Origin of the sequence: Sphingobacterium sp. UBA6320, from assembly GCF_002440335.1 — a bacterium.
In the GTDB taxonomy this organism is placed as follows: Bacteria; Bacteroidota; Bacteroidia; order Sphingobacteriales; family Sphingobacteriaceae; genus Sphingobacterium.
The window spans coordinates 145,221-163,447 of the sequence record NZ_DJTA01000030.1 but is presented as its reverse complement, the minus strand read 5'-3'; the positions used below and the strand labels follow the sequence as shown (position 1 = coordinate 163,447).

General features: G+C 36.5%; 20 protein-coding genes. 5 read left to right on the top strand and 15 right to left on the bottom strand.

The window, feature by feature from the left end:
- Nucleotides 1-33: 33 nt before the first annotated feature.
- The 5 genes from B3P23_RS19665 to B3P23_RS19645 all read right to left on the bottom strand — a co-directional run bounded on the left by B3P23_RS19665 (nucleotide 34) and on the right by B3P23_RS19645 (nucleotide 3,364).
- Nucleotides 34-861 (bottom strand): glucosaminidase domain-containing protein, encoded by an 828-nt coding sequence (locus tag B3P23_RS19665; protein ID WP_293928932.1) that lies wholly within the window; start codon nucleotides 859-861, stop codon nucleotides 34-36.
- Nucleotides 862-874: 13 nt separating this feature from the next.
- Nucleotides 875-1,402, bottom strand: coding sequence for a glucosaminidase domain-containing protein (locus B3P23_RS19660; protein WP_293928930.1), 528 nt, complete (start codon nucleotides 1,400-1,402; stop codon nucleotides 875-877).
- 22 nt (nucleotides 1,403-1,424) lie between these two features.
- Nucleotides 1,425-2,060 carry an O-methyltransferase gene (locus B3P23_RS19655; RefSeq protein ID WP_248755128.1) on the bottom strand — a complete coding sequence of 212 codons (636 nt, stop codon included), beginning with the start codon at nucleotides 2,058-2,060 and terminating at the stop codon, nucleotides 1,425-1,427.
- A gap of 233 nt (nucleotides 2,061-2,293) precedes the next feature.
- Nucleotides 2,294-2,923: a GTP cyclohydrolase I FolE gene (gene folE / locus B3P23_RS19650; protein ID WP_045753149.1), complete on the bottom strand. Its 630-nt coding sequence runs from the start codon at nucleotides 2,921-2,923 to the stop codon at nucleotides 2,294-2,296.
- 27 nt (nucleotides 2,924-2,950) lie between these two features.
- Nucleotides 2,951-3,364 (bottom strand): 6-pyruvoyl trahydropterin synthase family protein, encoded by a 414-nt coding sequence (locus tag B3P23_RS19645; RefSeq protein WP_045753150.1) that lies wholly within the window; start codon nucleotides 3,362-3,364, stop codon nucleotides 2,951-2,953.
- A gap of 107 nt (nucleotides 3,365-3,471) precedes the next feature.
- Here B3P23_RS19645 and mqnB point away from each other — a divergent pair, with 107 nt between their 5' ends.
- The 3 genes from mqnB (at nucleotide 3,472) to B3P23_RS19630 (ending at nucleotide 6,059) form a co-directional block, all read left to right on the top strand.
- The gene (gene mqnB / locus B3P23_RS19640) at nucleotides 3,472-4,101 is read left to right on the top strand and encodes a futalosine hydrolase (protein WP_045753151.1); all 630 of its coding nucleotides are present in this window, start codon (nucleotides 3,472-3,474) and stop codon (nucleotides 4,099-4,101) included.
- Between the two features lie 139 nt (nucleotides 4,102-4,240).
- Complete coding sequence (locus B3P23_RS19635; RefSeq protein ID WP_045753152.1) at nucleotides 4,241-5,227, top strand: pyruvate dehydrogenase complex E1 component subunit beta; 987 nt, start codon at nucleotides 4,241-4,243, stop codon at nucleotides 5,225-5,227.
- Nucleotides 5,228-5,315: 88 nt separating this feature from the next.
- On the top strand, nucleotides 5,316-6,059 hold the full coding sequence (locus B3P23_RS19630) for a DUF6263 family protein (RefSeq protein WP_293928926.1): 744 nt from the start codon (nucleotides 5,316-5,318) through the stop codon (nucleotides 6,057-6,059).
- 62 nt (nucleotides 6,060-6,121) lie between these two features.
- On the opposite strand, the gene gcvH is transcribed toward B3P23_RS19630, so the two are convergent.
- On the bottom strand, nucleotides 6,122-6,502 hold the full coding sequence (gcvH, locus tag B3P23_RS19625) for a glycine cleavage system protein GcvH (protein WP_045753154.1): 381 nt from the start codon (nucleotides 6,500-6,502) through the stop codon (nucleotides 6,122-6,124).
- Nucleotides 6,503-6,618: 116 nt separating this feature from the next.
- Here gcvH and B3P23_RS19620 point away from each other — a divergent pair, with 116 nt between their 5' ends.
- Complete coding sequence (locus tag B3P23_RS19620; protein WP_349681573.1) at nucleotides 6,619-7,806, top strand: anhydro-N-acetylmuramic acid kinase; 1,188 nt, start codon at nucleotides 6,619-6,621, stop codon at nucleotides 7,804-7,806.
- Nucleotides 7,807-7,808: 2 nt separating this feature from the next.
- On the opposite strand, the gene B3P23_RS19615 is transcribed toward B3P23_RS19620, so the two are convergent.
- The 9 genes from B3P23_RS19615 to B3P23_RS19575 all read right to left on the bottom strand — a co-directional run bounded on the left by B3P23_RS19615 (nucleotide 7,809) and on the right by B3P23_RS19575 (nucleotide 17,609).
- Nucleotides 7,809-8,480, bottom strand: a complete 672-nt coding sequence (locus B3P23_RS19615; protein WP_045754842.1) for a DUF2461 domain-containing protein — start codon at nucleotides 8,478-8,480, stop codon at nucleotides 7,809-7,811.
- Nucleotides 8,481-8,492: 12 nt separating this feature from the next.
- Nucleotides 8,493-9,293, bottom strand: coding sequence for a phosphatidate cytidylyltransferase (locus B3P23_RS19610; protein WP_293928922.1), 801 nt, complete (start codon nucleotides 9,291-9,293; stop codon nucleotides 8,493-8,495).
- A gap of 1 nt (nucleotide 9,294) precedes the next feature.
- Nucleotides 9,295-9,510, bottom strand: a complete 216-nt coding sequence (locus B3P23_RS19605) for a putative signal transducing protein (protein WP_045754840.1) — start codon at nucleotides 9,508-9,510, stop codon at nucleotides 9,295-9,297.
- Nucleotides 9,485-10,414: a CPBP family intramembrane glutamic endopeptidase gene (locus tag B3P23_RS19600; protein WP_293928919.1), complete on the bottom strand. Its 930-nt coding sequence runs from the start codon at nucleotides 10,412-10,414 to the stop codon at nucleotides 9,485-9,487. Before B3P23_RS19600 ends, B3P23_RS19605 begins: the two co-directional genes overlap by 26 nt.
- Nucleotides 10,415-10,582: 168 nt before the next feature.
- A complete protein-coding gene (locus B3P23_RS19595; RefSeq protein WP_293928917.1) occupies nucleotides 10,583-13,894 on the bottom strand; it encodes a S41 family peptidase in 3,312 nt (1,103 codons plus the stop codon).
- A gap of 151 nt (nucleotides 13,895-14,045) precedes the next feature.
- Entirely contained in the window at nucleotides 14,046-14,798 is a 753-nt protein-coding gene (locus B3P23_RS19590) for a zinc ribbon domain-containing protein (RefSeq protein ID WP_045754837.1), read from the bottom strand.
- On the bottom strand, nucleotides 14,798-15,898 hold the full coding sequence (locus tag B3P23_RS19585; protein ID WP_045754836.1) for a Nif3-like dinuclear metal center hexameric protein: 1,101 nt from the start codon (nucleotides 15,896-15,898) through the stop codon (nucleotides 14,798-14,800). Before B3P23_RS19585 ends, B3P23_RS19590 begins: the two co-directional genes overlap by 1 nt.
- Entirely contained in the window at nucleotides 15,888-16,388 is a 501-nt protein-coding gene (locus B3P23_RS19580) for a hypothetical protein (protein WP_094771815.1), read from the bottom strand. The genes B3P23_RS19585 and B3P23_RS19580 overlap by 11 nt, the downstream gene beginning before the upstream one ends.
- A gap of 510 nt (nucleotides 16,389-16,898) precedes the next feature.
- Nucleotides 16,899-17,609: an SAM-dependent methyltransferase gene (locus B3P23_RS19575; protein WP_248755123.1), complete on the bottom strand. Its 711-nt coding sequence runs from the start codon at nucleotides 17,607-17,609 to the stop codon at nucleotides 16,899-16,901.
- A gap of 126 nt (nucleotides 17,610-17,735) precedes the next feature.
- Here B3P23_RS19575 and apaG point away from each other — a divergent pair, with 126 nt between their 5' ends.
- Nucleotides 17,736-18,122, top strand: coding sequence for a Co2+/Mg2+ efflux protein ApaG (gene apaG, locus B3P23_RS19570; protein WP_045754833.1), 387 nt, complete (start codon nucleotides 17,736-17,738; stop codon nucleotides 18,120-18,122).
- Nucleotides 18,123-18,227 lie beyond the last annotated feature (105 nt).

Below are 18,227 nucleotides of genomic sequence, written 5' to 3'. Positions count from 1 at the left end.
GCAAAAGTGAAATATTTAACATCTTTTGATGATTTACTTCGAAATCACCAAAAGCTGACCTACAGATAAATTGGTATCCGTAAGACCATTCAACGCTTTAATCTGATCCACAGAGATGCCATACAGCTTACTCAAAGAATACAGCGTATCTTTACCCTGCACTTCATGAATACGCATTGCTACAGGACTCTTGATTTGCTCTGTTTGTACCACAGGAGCTTCGACTGCATTGTGCACAATCTCCCGTTCAACAACAACTTCTCTTTTCTCTTTCTCTACACGCGTCTCTACACGATCGTATCGATACAGTTCATATCGTTCAATCATATCAATCAATAAGTCCGGATACCGTGGATTGGTGGCATAACCTGCCGCTTTTAATCCTTTTGCCCAACCTTTATAGTCATTTTTGTTGAGTAGGAACAAATCTGAATATCGTTTGCGCAACAAAAACTCCGAATGATCCCGAAATGATTGTTCAGGACTTTCGTATACACGAAAACAATCATCAAAGCGATCGTCAGGACGAGTAATGGATTTTCCTTTCCATACCCCGCCACATTTGATTCCAAAATGATTATTAGCCTGTGTTGCTAAATAACTATTTCCATTGCCAGACTCCAGTAAGGCCTGAGCAAGTTTGATACTCGCAGGAATACCATACTTATTCATTTCTGCAATCGCAATATCTTTGTATTTTTCAACATAAGCATTCCCCGAAACAGCTGGTCTGGTTTTACTTGGAAGATTGGAAGAGGGAGTACCTGTATGATTTTTACTTTTATAAACAGTGTTTTTTTTGGATGAGCATGAACTAAAAAAAACAGTAATGGCAAGTAGGATAAAAGCAAATTTTTTCATCGTATGAGCAGAATTACTTCGAAGCGGTGAGTTTTCTAGATATGGGTGTTGGATTTTTATCAAAATTATCTAAATCATACATTTCGATTGTTTTGATAATCTTCGAAGACCAATCTTTAGTTCTTGAATATCCCGCCTTTGCTAAAGCGCCTACCCAAGCTTTGTAATTTTGTCCCCGATTATCCTCAAATAGGGGAGTCGTGGTTTTCTTTCGTTTAACCAAAGATATAAAGTCATTATAAGAATCAAGTACTGATTTATAACCTTTATATGCTGAATTAATCACTTTGCTATTATTTTTTCCTTTAATACCGAAGTGATTATTTAAATTTTTAGCAATCTTACTATTTCCATGTGCACTTTCATGCATTGCAATAGCTAAAATTACCGATGCTGGAACACCATGTTCTTGCATCATCTCTTGTGCTACGGGGCTGTATTTATCAATATAAAATTGATTGCTTTGAGCGGATACAGTATTATAACTACTGACGACCAAAATTAATACAGCAACATAGTTTTTTAATGTTTTAAAATTCATAAAGAATCATTTAGTCCACTAATCACTTTTTGCGTAATGCAAAAAGTCCATCTCGAATGGGCAATAAAACCTTTTCGATGCGCTGGTCCTGAGCTAATTGTTCATTCAAATCTATGATTTGCTTTGTTTGATTGTCTGGATTTTCATCTAATACTTTGCCTTTCCACAAGACATTATCGATTAAAATCAGCCCTCCAGACGGGACTCTATCTAAAATTAATTCGTAATAGTAATGATTACGCTTCTTATCAGCATCTATAAAAACCAGATCAAAGCTACCCTCAATCGTCGGGATCACTGTTGCTGCATCGCCAATATGATACTTAATTTGGGATGCAAAAGGTGATCGGTCAAAATAACCCTGTACCCGTTCTTCTTGCTCAGCATTGACATCGATTGTATGTATGATACCTTCTTTTGACAAGCCTTCAGCTAGACAAAGTGTAGCGTATCCAGTAAACGTACCAATCTCCAAAATAGTATTTGGAGCAGCTAATTTACTCAACATAGCAAGCACTCTTCCTTGGTAATGTCCAGACAACATATGGGGCATTGTTTCCTTCAAATAGGTCTCCCTATTGATACTTTTTAGCAACGAATTTTCATCGTCACAGGTATGCTCTAAGTAGGATTCTAAATGCTCATTACAAATGTCCATAACAACAAATTTACTGAACATGATTTATATTCAGAAAAATTAAAACATAACAAACTGATTTTAAGGAAATTAATATTTAAGGAAATGTTACATAAAAAATGACATATGCCCTTATGGGCGATAGAAACACTTTTGCAATTTTAGAGATTTTTATAAATTAAGGAATTTTAAAGCAAAAAAAGTCGAATCTTTAGCTAAAGATTCGACTTAAAAGTTTTGTATTTTTTAATGAATTACGTCAAGTTTGCCGTAATTAATTTTAAGAATTCTGAACGTGTCACATCATTCTGAAAAGCTCCAGTAAAAGCCGATGTGGTGGTTACAGAATTTTGCTTCTGAATACCGCGCATCGCCATACACATATGCTTGCATTCGATCACGACGGCGACACCCTTAGCTCCCAAAGTTTCTTGGATACAATCTCGAATCTCATTGGTCAAACGCTCCTGTACTTGTAGTCTTCTTGCAAAAATATCAACTACTCGAGGTATTTTACTCAGACCTACGATATGACCATTTGGAATATAAGCAATATGTGCTTTACCAAAGAATGGCAACATATGGTGCTCGCACATCGAATAGACTTCAATATCTTTTACCACTACCATTTGGCTATAGTCTTCTTCAAACATGGCTCCTTGCAATACTTTTGCCGGATCAATATCATAGCCATGTGTTAAAAACTGCAATGCTTTTGCTACACGCTCTGGTGTTTTGATTAATCCTTCACGATTTGGATTTTCGCCTAAAGATTCTAAAATATCTGTATAATGAGCTGCAATACGATCAACTTTATCTTGATTATATTGATCAATTTTAACGTAGCCGTCTAACTCTTCCTCTTCAAATGAGTGATTACTCATAGTTATTAAATAAATTAGTGTATAAGATTAATCGCCAAAATATTCGACGTAATTATTTTCAGTTTCATGCAGACGAATACTGTGCAATTGCACCTGCTCTGCTTCGAATAATGGTTGTAAGACTTCAAATATGGCAATCGCAATATTTTCTGTAGATGCCATTTTATCTTTCATAAAATCGACATCAAGATTAATATTTTTATGATCGACCTTGTTCACAACATGCTCCAGAATGATGGTTTTCATCAATTTTAAATCAATCAAAAAACCTGTAGTTGGATTTACGTCACCTTTGACCGTTACAAACAAATCATAGTTATGACCATGCCAGTTAACATTAGAACAGTTGCCGAAAACATTTTCGTTTTTTTCAATACTCCAATCTTCTCGGTAAAGCTTATGTGCAGCGCAAAAGCGCTCACGACGAGTGATATATACCATAATAACACAAAGATACATGTTTACAAGCAGAATATTGCTTTTGAGAAAATGATTACCATCACATTTGCGTAAATTATTAAGTAATATTGTACAAAGCTTTATATGACATGAAAACACTCATTGTAGCGGCAACAACTTTCGAAATTCAGCCTTATATCGATCGCATCGATCAATATCCACAGACCAACTACTTGATCAGTCAGGTCGGAATGGTGCAAACGGCATATCACCTAGGCAAGCATCTTGCCCACAACAATTACGATCTCCTTATTAATATCGGAATAGGAGGTTGTTTCAACCGTGCTTTGCCTATTGGCGCGGTCGTTTCGGTAGATCGGGAATTATTTTCCGAGCTCGGAGCTGAAAATGATGAACAGTTTATTCCAATTGATGAACTGGGTTTTGGTACCGCACATTATCAAGCATTACAAAACCCAACAACACGAGAACTCGTGCATAAGCTACCTAGCGGACTAGGAATCACGGTCAATAAGGTTCATGGAAATGCCAACGAAATAGCAAAATTATTGACTCAGGTTCCAGAGGCATTAATAGAATCGATGGAAGGCGCAGCTGTATTTTTGGCCGCTGCCGAAACGCAAACCCAAACCATTCAGCTTCGCGGGATATCTAATTATGTAGAAAAACGCAACCGTGCCACGTGGAACATACCACTGGCTATCGAGAATAGTAATGCTGTTCTTTTCCAAATTTTATCGGAAATATATCAAGTTTAAATTTCGATTATATTCCTGTTTTCGCCATCCTGTTATTAAAAAATGACATAAAAGCAGATATTTAGGAGGTAATGACCTTCAAAATATCAATAATAAATAGTAGATTTGTAATCTAAAATTTGACACTATTTTACAACTGATGAGAGAGATACAATTCAGAGAAGCACTTCGTGAAGCGATGAACGAAGAAATGCGTAAAGACGAAACAATATTTTTATTAGGAGAAGAAGTTGCAGAATACAATGGTGCTTATAAAGTAAGCCAAGGTATGCTGGATGAATTCGGAGCTAAACGCGTGATAGATACACCTATTGCAGAATTAGGTTTTGCTGGTATCGCAGTAGGTGCTGCGATGAATGGTTTAAAACCAATCGTTGAATTCATGACATTTAACTTTTCTTTAGTTGCTATTGACCAAATTATCAATGCCGCTGCAAAGATTCGTTCCATGAGTGGAGGTCAATTCTCTATTCCAATGGTATTCCGTGGTCCAACAGGTAACGCTGGACAATTAGGTGCACAGCACTCTCAAAATTTTGAGAACTGGTACGCCAATACTCCAGGATTAAAAGTTGTTGTTCCTTCAAATCCATATGATGCAAAAGGTTTATTAAAATCTGCTATCATCGATCCAGATCCAGTTATTTTTATGGAATCTGAAGTTATGTACGGTGATAAAGGTCATGTGCCTGAAGAAGAATATTACTTACCTATTGGTAAAGCTAATGTGGTAAAAGAAGGTGCTGATGTCACCATCGTTTCTTTCGGTAAAATGGTTCCACGTGTTGTATTACCTGCTGTCGAAGAATTGACAAAAGAAGGTATCAATGTGGAAGTAATTGACTTACGCTCTGTACGCCCTATTGACTACCCAACGATTATTGAGTCTGTTAAGAAAACAAATCGTTTGGTTATTGTAGAAGAAGCTTGGCCTTTAGCATCAATTTCATCTGAAATTACATATGCTGTACAACGCAATGCATTTGATTACCTAGATGCTCCGATTGTTCGTATTACAGCAGCAGACGTACCTCTTCCATATGCAGCAACATTAATTGAAGCAGCACTTCCAAGTGTAGCTAAAGTGGTAAAAGCTGTAAAAGAAGTTGCCTACATCAAAAAATAAAAGCATTTATATTGCTTAAATTAAAAAAGTCCTTTGGTATACCAAAGGACTTTTTTAATTTAGGGTTTATTATACTAACTTATTTTACATGATCAAACCCCTCTCACTTGCATTTTTGTCGTTCTTCTTGATAACGACCTCTAATGCTCAAGACAAAGTATTACTCAAGCTAAAGCCTGATCTTAATAATCCAATTGCGCAAAAATTGCACATGACAATAGATGTCAATGCTGGAGCCCAAAGCACTATGATTGATGCTACTATGCTATCATTAACGACAAATACGGCAGCCACAGATAGCACAATAACGTATTCAACAAAATTTACGGAGATGATCATGGCCATGGATGCAGGTATGATGACCATCAACTATGATTCAAAAAATCCAGATGCTAACGAGTTTTCAAAACAGATCCATGAAAAAGTTAAAACCATGCTGGAAAATCCAATTATAGCAGTCATGAGTTTGGACGGAAAAGTAAAAGATGTCGAAGATGCTCCTGATGGCAATGATCTCTTTGACCCGAATATGTTGAAGGAAGCAGCTTTTGAATATCCGAGCAAGGAGTTGAAGGTGGGCGAACAATGGAAAGCAATCTCCAATAATAAAGCTTTGGGTCCAATAGAACAAACGTATACCCTTAAAAGCATCTCCGCTGATGGTATCTCCATCACTACCGAAGGTCAGATCAATGCTGACGGACAATCCATTGGTTCAGTGACAGGACAATACCTGTTAAACCCCAAAACACATTATCTAAAAGCAGCGACTATCGAAACAAAAGTCAAAAAAGATGATATAGATGTCACAAGCAAAATAGAAATCCTATAAAACCAAGAAAGAGCCGTTTGTAGACGGCTCTTTCCTGGTTTTATTGAACGTAAGTTTTAAAATTACGCGTTAATCTCTTCTTTATATTGATCAGCAGTTAATAAAGCATCAACATCAGCTGCATTATTCAATTTAATACGAATAATCCAACCTTCTCCATATGGATCTGAGTTTACTAATTCTGGTGAAGCATCGATTGCTTCATTAACAGATAAAACTGTAGCTGTAACTGGAATGAATAAATCGGAAACAGTTTTTACAGCTTCGATCGTTCCAAAAATTTCGTTTGCAGCTACTTCTTCACCAATTGTGTTGATGTCTACAAATACGATATCGCCTAACTCACGTTGCGCAAAATCAGTAATACCAATAACGGCCTCATCACCTTCAACACGAATCCATTCGTGATCTTTAGTGTATTTTAATTCAGCTGGAAAATTCATTTTATTTTTTTTTAATCTTCTATTTAATTACGCCATGAAGTTACAAAATATATTGATATCACAAAAATCTTGTGTGTTCTCTGCTATTTTGTTCCTACTTTTAACCTATGAACTCAATGATTGAAAAACTTTACAGAATTGCAAAAAAAGATAGCCGTTTCATTATCGGTCTTATGTCAGGAACTTCCTTAGATGGGCTCGATATTGCACTCTGTAAAATTAGTAATAATGGTAAATCTACCGTCGTAAGCTTAGAAAATTTTATAACGATGGATTACGACGATGAGTTTAGAACATATATCAGAGGTATATTTGCTAAAAGATCTATTGATCAGCAGCTGTTAAGTGGTCTGAATGCCTATATTGGACATGTCCATGCAGCACTGATCAATCAGGCTCTTCAAAAGTGGGGAATATCCAAAGAAGATATTGACTGTATTGCGAGCCATGGACAGACGGTCTACCATGCCCCACAAAGCCTCACAAAAGATACATCCATGCCCAATAGTACGCTTCAGATCGGAGATGGGGATCATATTGCGGTCAAAACAGGCATAATTACCATTTCTGATTTTAGACAAAAACATATTGCTGCCGGTGGGGAAGGAGCTCCTTTAGCAGCCTACGGTGACTACTTACTTTTTTCGCACCCTGTAGAAAATCGTTTTTTATTAAATATTGGAGGAATCGCAAATTATACGTTTATTCCAAATCAAGGTAGTGATCAAAAAGCCTTTGCAACGGACATTGGACCAGGAAATACTATGATGAATCAATTTGCAAAAGAATCGTTTCATATCGAAATGGATAAAGATGCAGCAATTGCAAAAAAAGGCAAAGTCATTGAACCTTTACTTCATGAACTTCTTAAAGAACCGTTTTTGCAAGATGAATTCCCTAAAACCACCGGTCCCGAATTATTTAATTTAGATTATTTGAAAAGCTGTCAAATGAAATCCGATTGTCTAGGCATCAGTCCTGAGGATATCATGGCGACATTAAATCAATTTACGGCAACATGTATTGTCACTGCTATCCAAAAACAATCGCAGCACCTCAATCAAGTACATATCTATGTCAGTGGCGGAGGTTTGCACAATCCTTTATTAATTGATAAAATAAAAGCTGGATTACCGCAGCATCTGGTAAGCTCATTTGCTGATCTCGGCATTGATCCTGATGCTAAAGAAGCCGTCTTATTTGCCCTTTTAGCCAATGAAACATTAGTCGGCAACGCAGACAATGTGAGTCAAATAAAAGACTCACCTGCTGTCTGTATGGGTAAAATTAGTCTTCCACAATAAGACTAATCATTGTCGATCGCCTCATGCAGATACTGCTTCAACGGAAGCATGATTTTGTACGAATCGATGATATTTTCTAAGGCTTTTTTATCCGTCAAATCACTATTGGTTAAGCTCTTATGACTAACGAAGCTTTTTAATTTTAAAAACTCAATCGCAGTATGATCGGCATCATATCCCGCAGGAGGGCGTTTGAGTTTATCTTCAGTTTCTAATTCCAGACCGCCTAACTCTTTTAATTCGGCAACAATACGGTTAAATTTGTCTCCATTATAATCTATTTCTTGACGAATAGCATCTAGATGTTTCTTTTCCGGACGCCAATAACCACAAGCGATAAATGAATTTTCCGGTGATATATGAATATAATACTCTGGACCATCTAATTTACGGCCATCTTTGGAAATCCCTGCTCCAAACCAATTCTTATATGGGGTTTTATCTTTTGAAAAACGGGTATCACGGTAGATACGAAACAAACATTTATTGGCCTGAATATCGGTTGTGATATGAGGATCAAATTTGGATAATTCGATAATCAAATCTGCCACAAATAAACGGACATCAGCTAACGCTGCCTCATAGCGGTCCTTTTCTTCCGCAAACCACTCTCGTGTATTGTTATTTTGTAAATCTTTTAAAAACGTAAAAGTATTTTGATTGATATGTGCCATAAATATATAATCCTAATTGACCAAATACAAAAATAAATAAACCAAAGGTCCAGCTATTAATAATCCATCAAATCGATCTAAAAAACCACCGTGACCAGGTAAGATATTTCCTGAATCCTTCACATTTAAGCTTCTCTTAAGCATGGACTCAACCAAATCACCCAATGTGCCAAATACGCCAATGATAATCGCAGTAACTATCCATTGCCATTGCGGTATTGTTTCAAAAAAATGCGCTAAACACAGGGAGACTAACACGGCTAATACAATGCCACCAAAAAATCCTTCCCACGTTTTCTTAGGCGAAATGCGTTCAAATAGTTTATGCTTTCCCAAAGACCTACCTGCCAAATAAGCTCCGGTATCACTGGTCCAGAGTAGAATCATAAACCCCAAAGGCAAAAAGTGGTTAAAATCACCAGAAATATAACCTAATCTTGTAAAACAATAGAAGGGAAATCCAACATACAGAATTCCTAAAATCGTAAAGCCAATATCATTAAAAGGAAAGTCCCTTTTTTGGTAAAGTGCATGAATATATATCGCTAAAAGTGATGGAATGAACAACAATATAAATTTTGCTTCTAGCCACCCTAAACTATAGCATGCAGTCGTTATAAACAGTGCTGATGACGTCAATATACCTAGAAACTTGTTCGGTTTCCGGTCTTCGGAACTCACGATGCCATAGAACTCAAACAAACACCAAGCACTCAATAAGGTAAAGAAGCCCAGAAAAACTTCAGCACCTAAAAGCATCGCACCAACCATAACCACGATAAAGAAAAAACCTGTAATAGCTCTAGTTTTCATCTTAATCTTCTTTTTCTATCGTGGAATCAATCAGCATGATGGCTTGCTCTTCGTCTTGTTGGTTGACGTACAGTTCAATCTTACCAAATACCAGATAAGAGGAATCTTGCTTATTCAATACGATAGCTGGGATACCGCTTTCTTCTAACATTTGTTTGACGATTTCAGCTTCTATTGCATTTGTATAGACTTTAATCTTCTTCCAATCTTGCTCCATGTGGTATTTTTTTAGTTGAACGATAATATAATACCACAAAAATAACAGTAAATATTAAGCTTGCAAGATAAACCCAAAATGGTTCTTGCTCAAAAGCATTCATTTGTTCAAAAGAGATTCCCTTTCTTGTATAATAGAACGCTGTTATCGTGGCACTTGCGTTATTAATAAAGTGTCCGAAAATCGGTAAATATATGTTTTTACTCCAGATATAAAGATACCCAAAAAAAGCACCAAGTAGCAATCTTGGAAAGAATCCGAAGAACTGCAGATGAAATGCACTAAATAGAATAGCCACCAACCATATGACCACATGTTTATTCGTTATCCACCGCCCAAATATATGTTGAAGACAACCTCTAAATACCATTTCTTCACCTATCGCAGGTACGACAGCCAAGATGATCAGATTGATAAATAACCCCAACCAGGTAGATTCTTCTACGATCTGCTTAGTCATGACCGCGGCACTGTCCTCACTAGACCTCATCCACTGCTGTATGCCCTGTAGGCTATCTGGCAGTTGCATAGATTCATTCCAATGCGCAATTAAAGACATCATCGGAATAAAGCATAACATAGATGCAAAGACGAGCAGATACTGTACTAACGAAATATTTCCCGTTCGCTCAAAATAATGATTTACTCTTGATTCTGAGCGATATAACGTCCATGCCGGTACAATAAATGTAAAAATACTACTCATCAGCAGTATCCCCTTAAGTGCAGCTGTATTTTCTTGAAAAAACGAAAAACTGAGTGGGCTATCGGGATTCATGATCTTCATAACCAAAAGTACCAAGCCCATTAATACCAACTGAATACTTGTACCCAAAACTATCATGTATAACAATAGCCTAAATAATGACTTACCTGGCTTTATTTTTATCCCTAATTCTTCCATGTATCGCAAATAATTTATTTCATAAAGATATCATATTTAAATTTTATTACCTCAAATTCTTCCAAAAGCGATTGGTTTTAAAAGCATTTCTTTACGATCACCGTATATAAAAAAGAAGCCAGTTTCATGAGTGATGAAACTGGCTTCTATATCTACTGTTATCAAAGATTAATTGACACGAATCGGATCTGCTGGTTTTTTCAAATTCTTGTATGGATAAGTTTTCATTTCTTCCAACAAGATTTGAACAGTTTTTTCCAACTGAGGATCACGACCTTCTAAGAGGTCCTTTGGTGTTTGCTCAACAAAAATATCAGGAGCAACACCCTCGTTTTCAATAATATAATTCCCTTTTAGATCATATACACCAAAGTTTGGAGAAGTAATTCTGCCGCCATCCAATAAAGGAGGATAACCACTGATACCCACTAAGATTCCCATAGTAGTACGACCTACTAATTTTCCTAAACCTTTATGACGGAACATGTACGGCATCATATCACCACCAGAGCCTGCATTTTCATTTATGATCATGGCTTTCGGCCCATAGATACCATTACCTGGAGTATTGAATCCCTTTCCGTCCCGTATTCCCCATCCGGCTATTAAATCACGGGATAATAAATCGATCACGTAATCGGCAACCCAACCACCACCATTATTGCGCTCATCAATCAGAACCGCCTTTTTGTCCATTTGAGAGAAATAGTAACGGTTAAAAGCAGTATATCCTTCACCACCGGTATTAGGCATATAGATGTAAGCAATCTGTCCTTTACTCAAGTCTTCAACACGTTTTCTATTGCGCTCCATCCACTCAGCACTTCTCAAGCTCATCTCATCAGAGAATGATATTGGCTTAACGACATATTCTTTAGCACCAACCAAACTAGGCTTTGAATTGACTTTAATGCTCAGCTGCTTTCCAACAGTATTGTCAAATAAACTATACAAGTCCATATCTGCAGTCACAGCTATACCATTGACAGCTACTAAATACATGCCAGGTGTAATGTTTAACCCAGGTTCTGACAAAGGCGCTTTAAACGATGGGTTCCAATCTAAGCGTGTAAAGATCTTATCAATTTTATAAAATCCATTTTCAATCTTATAATCAGCACCCAGTACCCCTACACTTACCGAAGGACCAGAAGGTTGATCACCTGGATAAATATAATTATGTCCAACCACCATTTCACCCATCATCTCGTTCAGTAAATATCCCAGATCAGAGCGATGGCTTACATACGGTAAGAACTTTTCGTACTTTGTTTTAATCGCATTCCAATCTGCGCCATGCATATTTTCAACGTAGAAATAGTCTTTCTGCATCGCCCATACCTCATCAAAGATCTGTTTCCACTCGGCAACTGGATCTACTAACTGCTTGATATTATCTAGTTTTAATACACCCGTTGTTGGAGTAGCGACTTTCTGACCAGCAGTTACAATACTAATACCTGCACTTGTCTGAATAATCATTTTCTTGCCATCGGCACTGATCGCATACGCACGGATACCAGCAACAAGATCTTTCTCTTTCAACTCTGTAAAATCATAGGCATAGAGTGTCCCGTTCTTCACATAAGTCAATTGATTGGCAACAGATCCGTTGATACCGTATATACCATCTCCAAGTGGGAGAGCAACAATACGGTTATTGATACGATCAAAATCTATTACTGTCGGCTGTACGACCGGTTTAGCAGGTTCTTTACTAGTATCTTCTTTCTTAGTATCTTTCTTGACGTCTTTCTTCTTCTTATCAGACTTTTCCACTTCCTTAGGCTTGTCGCCTTCAGTTTGATCATCTTTTATCGTCTCTTCATCACTTTCATTTTTGAAAATAGAAGGTGTTTTACTCGATAGAATAAAGGCATATGCTTCATAGTTAGCACGACGTTCTGTTGCTGACATATGCAGGCCCGAATTGGTCAATCCAACATTGGTACTAGCTGTAAAGAATAGATACTTGCCGTCTCTGCTGAACGAAGTCGATCTAATGGCACTCATTCCATCCGTAATCTGTGTACTCTTTTTGGTATCTATATTATACAAAAACATCGCCGGAACAGCATTTGGAAGTGTTTTTATATAAGAAATCCATTTTGAGTCTGGAGACCAGCTTGGTTGAAAATGATTGAAAACACGACCTGTCTGTGCACTTTCTTTATCAGCGTCCACCAGCACTATTTTCTTCGTATCGATATCGATGTAGAATAGATTCAGATGTGAATCATTATAAAAAAGTTTTTTAGAATCTGGTGACCAAGTAGGTTCAAAATAAAAATTTGTTTCACCCAAGTTATAGATCAATGGTTCATCTTTTCCTAATTGATCCCGTAATTGGAGTACATATTTTCCTTTCTCGCTTGAAATATAAGAAATCCACTTACCATTGGGAGACCAGCTTGGGAAACGGTCATGCACGCCTGGAGAATTTGAAATATTGCGCGCTTCACCTTTTTCTTTGGGTACGGAAAAAATCTCGCCACGCGCTTCAATAAGCGCACGCTGACCTGTCGGAGAAATCGTGAAATTGCGGATATCATCGCGCATATTATCATAATGCGGTCTTTTGTAAAGAGCATCACTACTTACATGAATCTGTAAAGCAGTTGACGATTGCGCCTTGATATTAAAAATATGGATTTTTCCTGCCTGTTCGAAAGTCAATTCAGAACCATTTCCAGCTAAAGTTCTGACATCATAATCGGTAAAGTTGGTCAATTTATTCACTTTCTTCGATTTTACATCGTAAGAAAAGATATTGACAATTTTATCTCGGTCAGATAGGAAATAAACTTGGTCTCCTAACCAAACAGGTTTCACGTCATTACAGCGTTCTCCAGGGATGGTTTCGATTTGATTAGTCTTGGTATCAAATATCCAAATTGAAGGCATACCACCGCCTCTATAACGCTTAAAAGCGACACGATCACGCTCAGTAGGATCAGTGTTTTTGATATAAGCCCAATAGCGGCCATCTTTTGATGGACTACCTTGATAGGCTTCGGGCATGGGCAGCGCTTTGTCCAATGTCAATCCTGTAGTCGATGACGAATATAAACGCGGACTTAGCGCATAGTTATACTCACGTGTAGTGGTATAATACACTTCGTTGTTATTTAACCAACCTCTCAATACATCTGACGAAGGATGAAAAGTAATTCGTTTAGGTTCACCACCCTGAATAGGGAGGACATAGACGTCGGTATTACCATCATAATTTCCAGTAAAAGCGATCTGTTTGCCATCCGGTGAGAAAATCGGATTTTGTTCAACTCCTGGGTTTGTGGTTAGTCTTCTTGGATTGGCTCCAGATTTATCCGAAATCCAAATATCGCCGCCATATACAAATGCAACATGATCGGCACTCACACTAGGACTTCTTAATAATAAAGTTTCTTGGGCTTCTACTGCAAAAGCACCCGATAAAGCTATTACTAATCCTAAAAATCTAAGTTTAGGTTTTAACATATATTGAATAATAAAATAGGGTTTTTATTGTGTTACAAAAATAATCAATAATTTATCATTTTATACACACAAACTATTTATATCAAATAAGTTGCAATAAGAAAAGCCCCAATTTTTCAAAAGGGGCTTCAATATCGATATGTATGGGCTATTAAAACCCGTAATCTTGTTCTATTTCCAAAACAACACCTTCATCTACTAAAACACGTCCACAGTGTTCACAGATAATGATTTTTTTGCGTTGACGAATTTCTGATTGCAATTGAGCAGGAATCTTATTATGACAGCCCGAACAGCTATCACGGTCGATAGAAACAACTGCTAGACCATTTTTAAATGAATTACGTAAACGGTAATATACTTTATTTAAACGCTCATCAATGTTTTCTTCTGCTTTTTCAGCTTTAGCTAACAAATCATCTTCGTCTTTTTGAGTTTCAGAAGTAATTGTTTCCAATTCTTTCTTTTTACCTTCTAACTCACTTTTACTATAATCTAAATTAGATACTGTAGTATCGTAGTTTTCTGTTTTATTACGAATCTCGAATTCGAATTCTTTGATTCTTTTCTCACAAACTTGGATTTCTAATCCTTGAATTTCAATTTCTTTCGAAATAGCATCATATTCACGATTATTCTTTACTTCGTTCAGTTGGCTTTCATATTTTTTGATAGCCAATTGAGCGTCTTTAATCATGTTTTTACGCTTAACGATCGAATCTTCTAACTCATCTAAGTCTGTTCTGATCTTTTCGATACGTGTTTCTAAGCCCGCAATTTCATCTTCAAGATCTGCAACCTCGATAGGTAATTCACCTCTAATTTGGCGAATTTTATCTACTTTAGTATGTATGGCCTGTAATAACCATAATGCTTTCAATTTTTGTTCTACGGTTTGTTCCATCAACAATAGTGTTTTATAGGATTTGTATCTACTTCTGTTATTAGGACTGCAAAGTTAGGAAATTTTTCTGTAATTATATCGAACAATAATTCTTGCGTAAATTGTTCGCTTTCATAATGACCAATATCGGCAATCACAATTTTATTTTCTGCATCAAAAAACTCATGATATTTATAGTCTGCAGTTACAAAAAAATCAGCTCCTGATCGTTTAGCAGCAGGTAGCAAAAAACCACCAGCACCCCCGCAAACAGCAACCCGCGATACAGCCTTACCCTGTAAAGCGGTATGTCTAATAACATTAAGATTTAATTTATTTTTTAAATAAGCCAAAAAGTCCAGCTCTGATAACGGATTTTCTAAATTTCCAATAACACCAGCTCCGACTTCTTGATTTTTATTTTCCAATTTTATCGTATCATAGGCGACCTCTTCATAAGGATGAGCTTCGTACATGGCCAATAATACTTTTCTTTCGATAGCCTTGGTATAGACAACCTCAATACGCGTCTCCTCAACACGCTCCTGAAGACCTATTTCACCAATTGCAGGCTGTGCATCTTCTTGAGGTCTAAATGTACCGTAACCAGCCGTATTGAAACTGCATTGATCATATTTAGCCCCGACCTGACCTGCACCTGCTTCAAAAAGCGCCTCTCTCACCAATTCAACATGGCTTCTCGGAACATACACCACCAATTTATACAAAAGATCGGATTTTGGCTCCAAAATAGCTTGATTTTGAAGCGATAGCAAAGAAGCAATCTTCGTGTTAACTCCTCCTGTGACATTATCCAAATTGGTATGAATCGCATACAGCGCAATATCGTGTTGAATTGCTTTAATAACGGTGCGCTCCACATAATTATTTCCATTAAATCTTTTCAGGCCCTTAAAGACAATAGGGTGATGAGAAATAATTAAATTACATCCTTTTGCAATTGCATCAGCAACAACAGCTTCAGTGCAATCCAAAGAAATTAATATTTTTGAAATATCTTGATCCGGATCTCCCACGATCAACCCTGAGTTGTCATAGGACTCCTGCAAATCTAATGGAGCTATCTGTTCCAGATAAGCCGTAACTTCCTTAATCTTCATGCTCTTTCTCTAATTCTTCTTGTGATCTAAAAGTATTATGTTGCTCTAATATACGTTTATAATTGTTGATTTCCACCCAATAATTGATCAAAGTAACAAATTGAAAAACTACTGCAATAACTGAAATAAAGGCCGGTAAAGGTAAATTTTTCACTAAATAAACCCATCCGTAGAGCGATCCTTTTTTATAAGTGGGCGCTTCGTCAATGGCAATCTTACGATCGAAAAATTCATTGATTAAAGAATCTCGTAAACGTCTCGCAACTTCAAAATTCCAATAGATATTAAACAAAGGAATGGCCACACCAAATACTTGGTTAGGTTTTATACACTGGTTCTCGGTTGCTATCAGTTTTAATGTTTTTCGCATCGTATTGGCAAAAAATAACCAAATAACAATATGAACGACCAAAACCGCAATTGCAGTATACATAACTTCAGGTTTTGAAAATTCTTTCAAGAGCTGTTCTTGTAATTCTTCTTGATTCATCTATGCTAGTTCTCGTGATGCAGTAAATATACCAAATCTTTTAGTTTCTTTATCTGTGGATTTATGATCACCCGCCAGTTCTATCACTTTAATTTTATTTTTTTAGCAATTCTTAAAAAATTACAGATCATCATTTCTGATAATTTGTTAGTAAGGTAAAATCATCCAACATCATTCAAACAGGGTGGGGCATAGCACATGACCGATCGTAAGATGACTCGGCTGATATATAGTACCTTTTGTAGTCAATACTAAAATTCATATTAACATATAAACAAATATAACACTTATAATCAACAACATATACTCAACAAGCACTCTCAATTTAGTCAACTACACATCATCAATTTTATCAGCAGCAGACAAAGCCACCATGGATGCAGCATAATGATGCTAAAAAATAAGAGGTAAATAAGTACTTACTTACCTTATGAAATATCCTTAAAAGCCTTTTTAAGCAACTTTATTATGAATAAGGTGATTTAAATCTCAATAGGGTAGGGGAGAACCTCATGAATACATTAAAAATATAGCAGGTCTTTTATGGAAATCATCCGTCCTCTTTTTCCACTGTTCTACCGTCATTGTTTTAATAAATTCATGTTCATCTGTTAGATCGCATGCGATGCACAGTTTTGTCTGTCCCTTACATGTTTTCAAAAGTTCAGCCAATAGCTGATTATTTCGAAATGGAGTTTCAATAAAAATTTGGGTCTGATTTTCTTTTGATGCCTGGATCTCCAATTCTTTTATTCTTTTGGTACGATCAGCCTTATCGATCGGTAAGTAACCTTGAAAAGCAAATTTTTGTCCACTAAACCCAGAAGACATTAAAGCCAGCAAAATAGAACTTGGTCCTACCAAAGGTACAACCTTGACACCGATCCGGTGGGCTTCTGCTACGATATCAGCACCAGGGTCAGCAACGCCGGGACAACCGGCCTCAGACATCAATCCAACATTTTTACCTGCTAATAAACCTTTGAAGAAATCCTTAATATTTCCTTTTTCTCTAGCATGCTTACCATAGTCATATATTATCAAATCTTGCTGAGGAATTTTCAAGCCTGCCTGTTTTAAAAACTTACGTGCAGTTTTTTCATTCTCCACAATATATTCATCCAAGCTATTGATCGTTTCCACTAAATAAGAAGTGTATGATTTGGCCGAAGCTTGTTCACTAAGTGGAACTGGAATTAAAAATAACGTACCTTTTTCCATATTTACAAACCTACTAAAATGTCGACCATATCACATATGGTTTTTCAATTTAATGTAAAACCTTCTTATTTCTTGAGTATTTAATCTCATTATTAGTAACTTAGTTGCAAAGCAGAAATTACTCATATGACGACTCAAATTACAGAAGGAATAAAGATTTCGGTAGAATGCATTTTTCAACCAGAATATTCAAATCCAGAAAGAGATCATTTTATGTTTGCTTATCAAATAAGTATAGAAAACTTAAGTGATTACAGTATCCAGCTCATAAGTCGCTATTGGAATATTTTCGATTCAATCGGAGATCACAATGAAGTGTACGGAGATGGTATTGTTGGTGAGCAACCCATTATCGAACCTGGACAAATGCATCAGTATACATCTGGTTGCAATTTAAAAAGTGAAATGGGTTATATGGAAGGACATTATAACATGGTTAAATTGATAGACGAAACTACCTTTAAGGTGGATATACCAAGATTCAACTTGATCGCAAACTATGTATTGAACTAGGTCAATATCACCTGCATTTCATCTTCTATACATCTTCTCATAAGATTACATACAAAAAGGCGGAAATTACTTACTTTTGCATGGTACATTTATCGATTTGATCCA

Coding starts and splice junctions, on each gene's coding strand:
- B3P23_RS19665 (WP_293928932.1), bottom strand. CDS start 861: ATGAAAAAATTTGCTTTTATCCTACTTGCCATTACTGTTTTTTTTAGT.
- B3P23_RS19660 (WP_293928930.1), bottom strand. CDS start 1,402: ATGAATTTTAAAACATTAAAAAACTATGTTGCTGTATTAATTTTGGTC.
- B3P23_RS19655 (WP_248755128.1), bottom strand. CDS start 2,060: ATGGACATTTGTAATGAGCATTTAGAATCCTACTTAGAGCATACCTGT.
- folE (WP_045753149.1), bottom strand. CDS start 2,923: ATGAGTAATCACTCATTTGAAGAGGAAGAGTTAGACGGCTACGTTAAA.
- B3P23_RS19645 (WP_045753150.1), bottom strand. CDS start 3,364: ATGGTATATATCACTCGTCGTGAGCGCTTTTGCGCTGCACATAAGCTT.
- mqnB (WP_045753151.1), top strand. CDS start 3,472: ATGAAAACACTCATTGTAGCGGCAACAACTTTCGAAATTCAGCCTTAT.
- B3P23_RS19635 (WP_045753152.1), top strand. CDS start 4,241: ATGAGAGAGATACAATTCAGAGAAGCACTTCGTGAAGCGATGAACGAA.
- B3P23_RS19630 (WP_293928926.1), top strand. CDS start 5,316: ATGATCAAACCCCTCTCACTTGCATTTTTGTCGTTCTTCTTGATAACG.
- gcvH (WP_045753154.1), bottom strand. CDS start 6,502: ATGAATTTTCCAGCTGAATTAAAATACACTAAAGATCACGAATGGATT.
- B3P23_RS19620 (WP_349681573.1), top strand. CDS start 6,619: ATGATTGAAAAACTTTACAGAATTGCAAAAAAAGATAGCCGTTTCATT.
- B3P23_RS19615 (WP_045754842.1), bottom strand. CDS start 8,480: ATGGCACATATCAATCAAAATACTTTTACGTTTTTAAAAGATTTACAA.
- B3P23_RS19610 (WP_293928922.1), bottom strand. CDS start 9,293: ATGAAAACTAGAGCTATTACAGGTTTTTTCTTTATCGTGGTTATGGTT.
- B3P23_RS19605 (WP_045754840.1), bottom strand. CDS start 9,510: ATGGAGCAAGATTGGAAGAAGATTAAAGTCTATACAAATGCAATAGAA.
- B3P23_RS19600 (WP_293928919.1), bottom strand. CDS start 10,414: ATGGAAGAATTAGGGATAAAAATAAAGCCAGGTAAGTCATTATTTAGG.
- B3P23_RS19595 (WP_293928917.1), bottom strand. CDS start 13,894: ATGTTAAAACCTAAACTTAGATTTTTAGGATTAGTAATAGCTTTATCG.
- B3P23_RS19590 (WP_045754837.1), bottom strand. CDS start 14,798: ATGGAACAAACCGTAGAACAAAAATTGAAAGCATTATGGTTATTACAG.
- B3P23_RS19585 (WP_045754836.1), bottom strand. CDS start 15,898: ATGAAGATTAAGGAAGTTACGGCTTATCTGGAACAGATAGCTCCATTA.
- B3P23_RS19580 (WP_094771815.1), bottom strand. CDS start 16,388: ATGAATCAAGAAGAATTACAAGAACAGCTCTTGAAAGAATTTTCAAAA.
- B3P23_RS19575 (WP_248755123.1), bottom strand. CDS start 17,609: ATGGAAAAAGGTACGTTATTTTTAATTCCAGTTCCACTTAGTGAACAA.
- apaG (WP_045754833.1), top strand. CDS start 17,736: ATGACGACTCAAATTACAGAAGGAATAAAGATTTCGGTAGAATGCATT.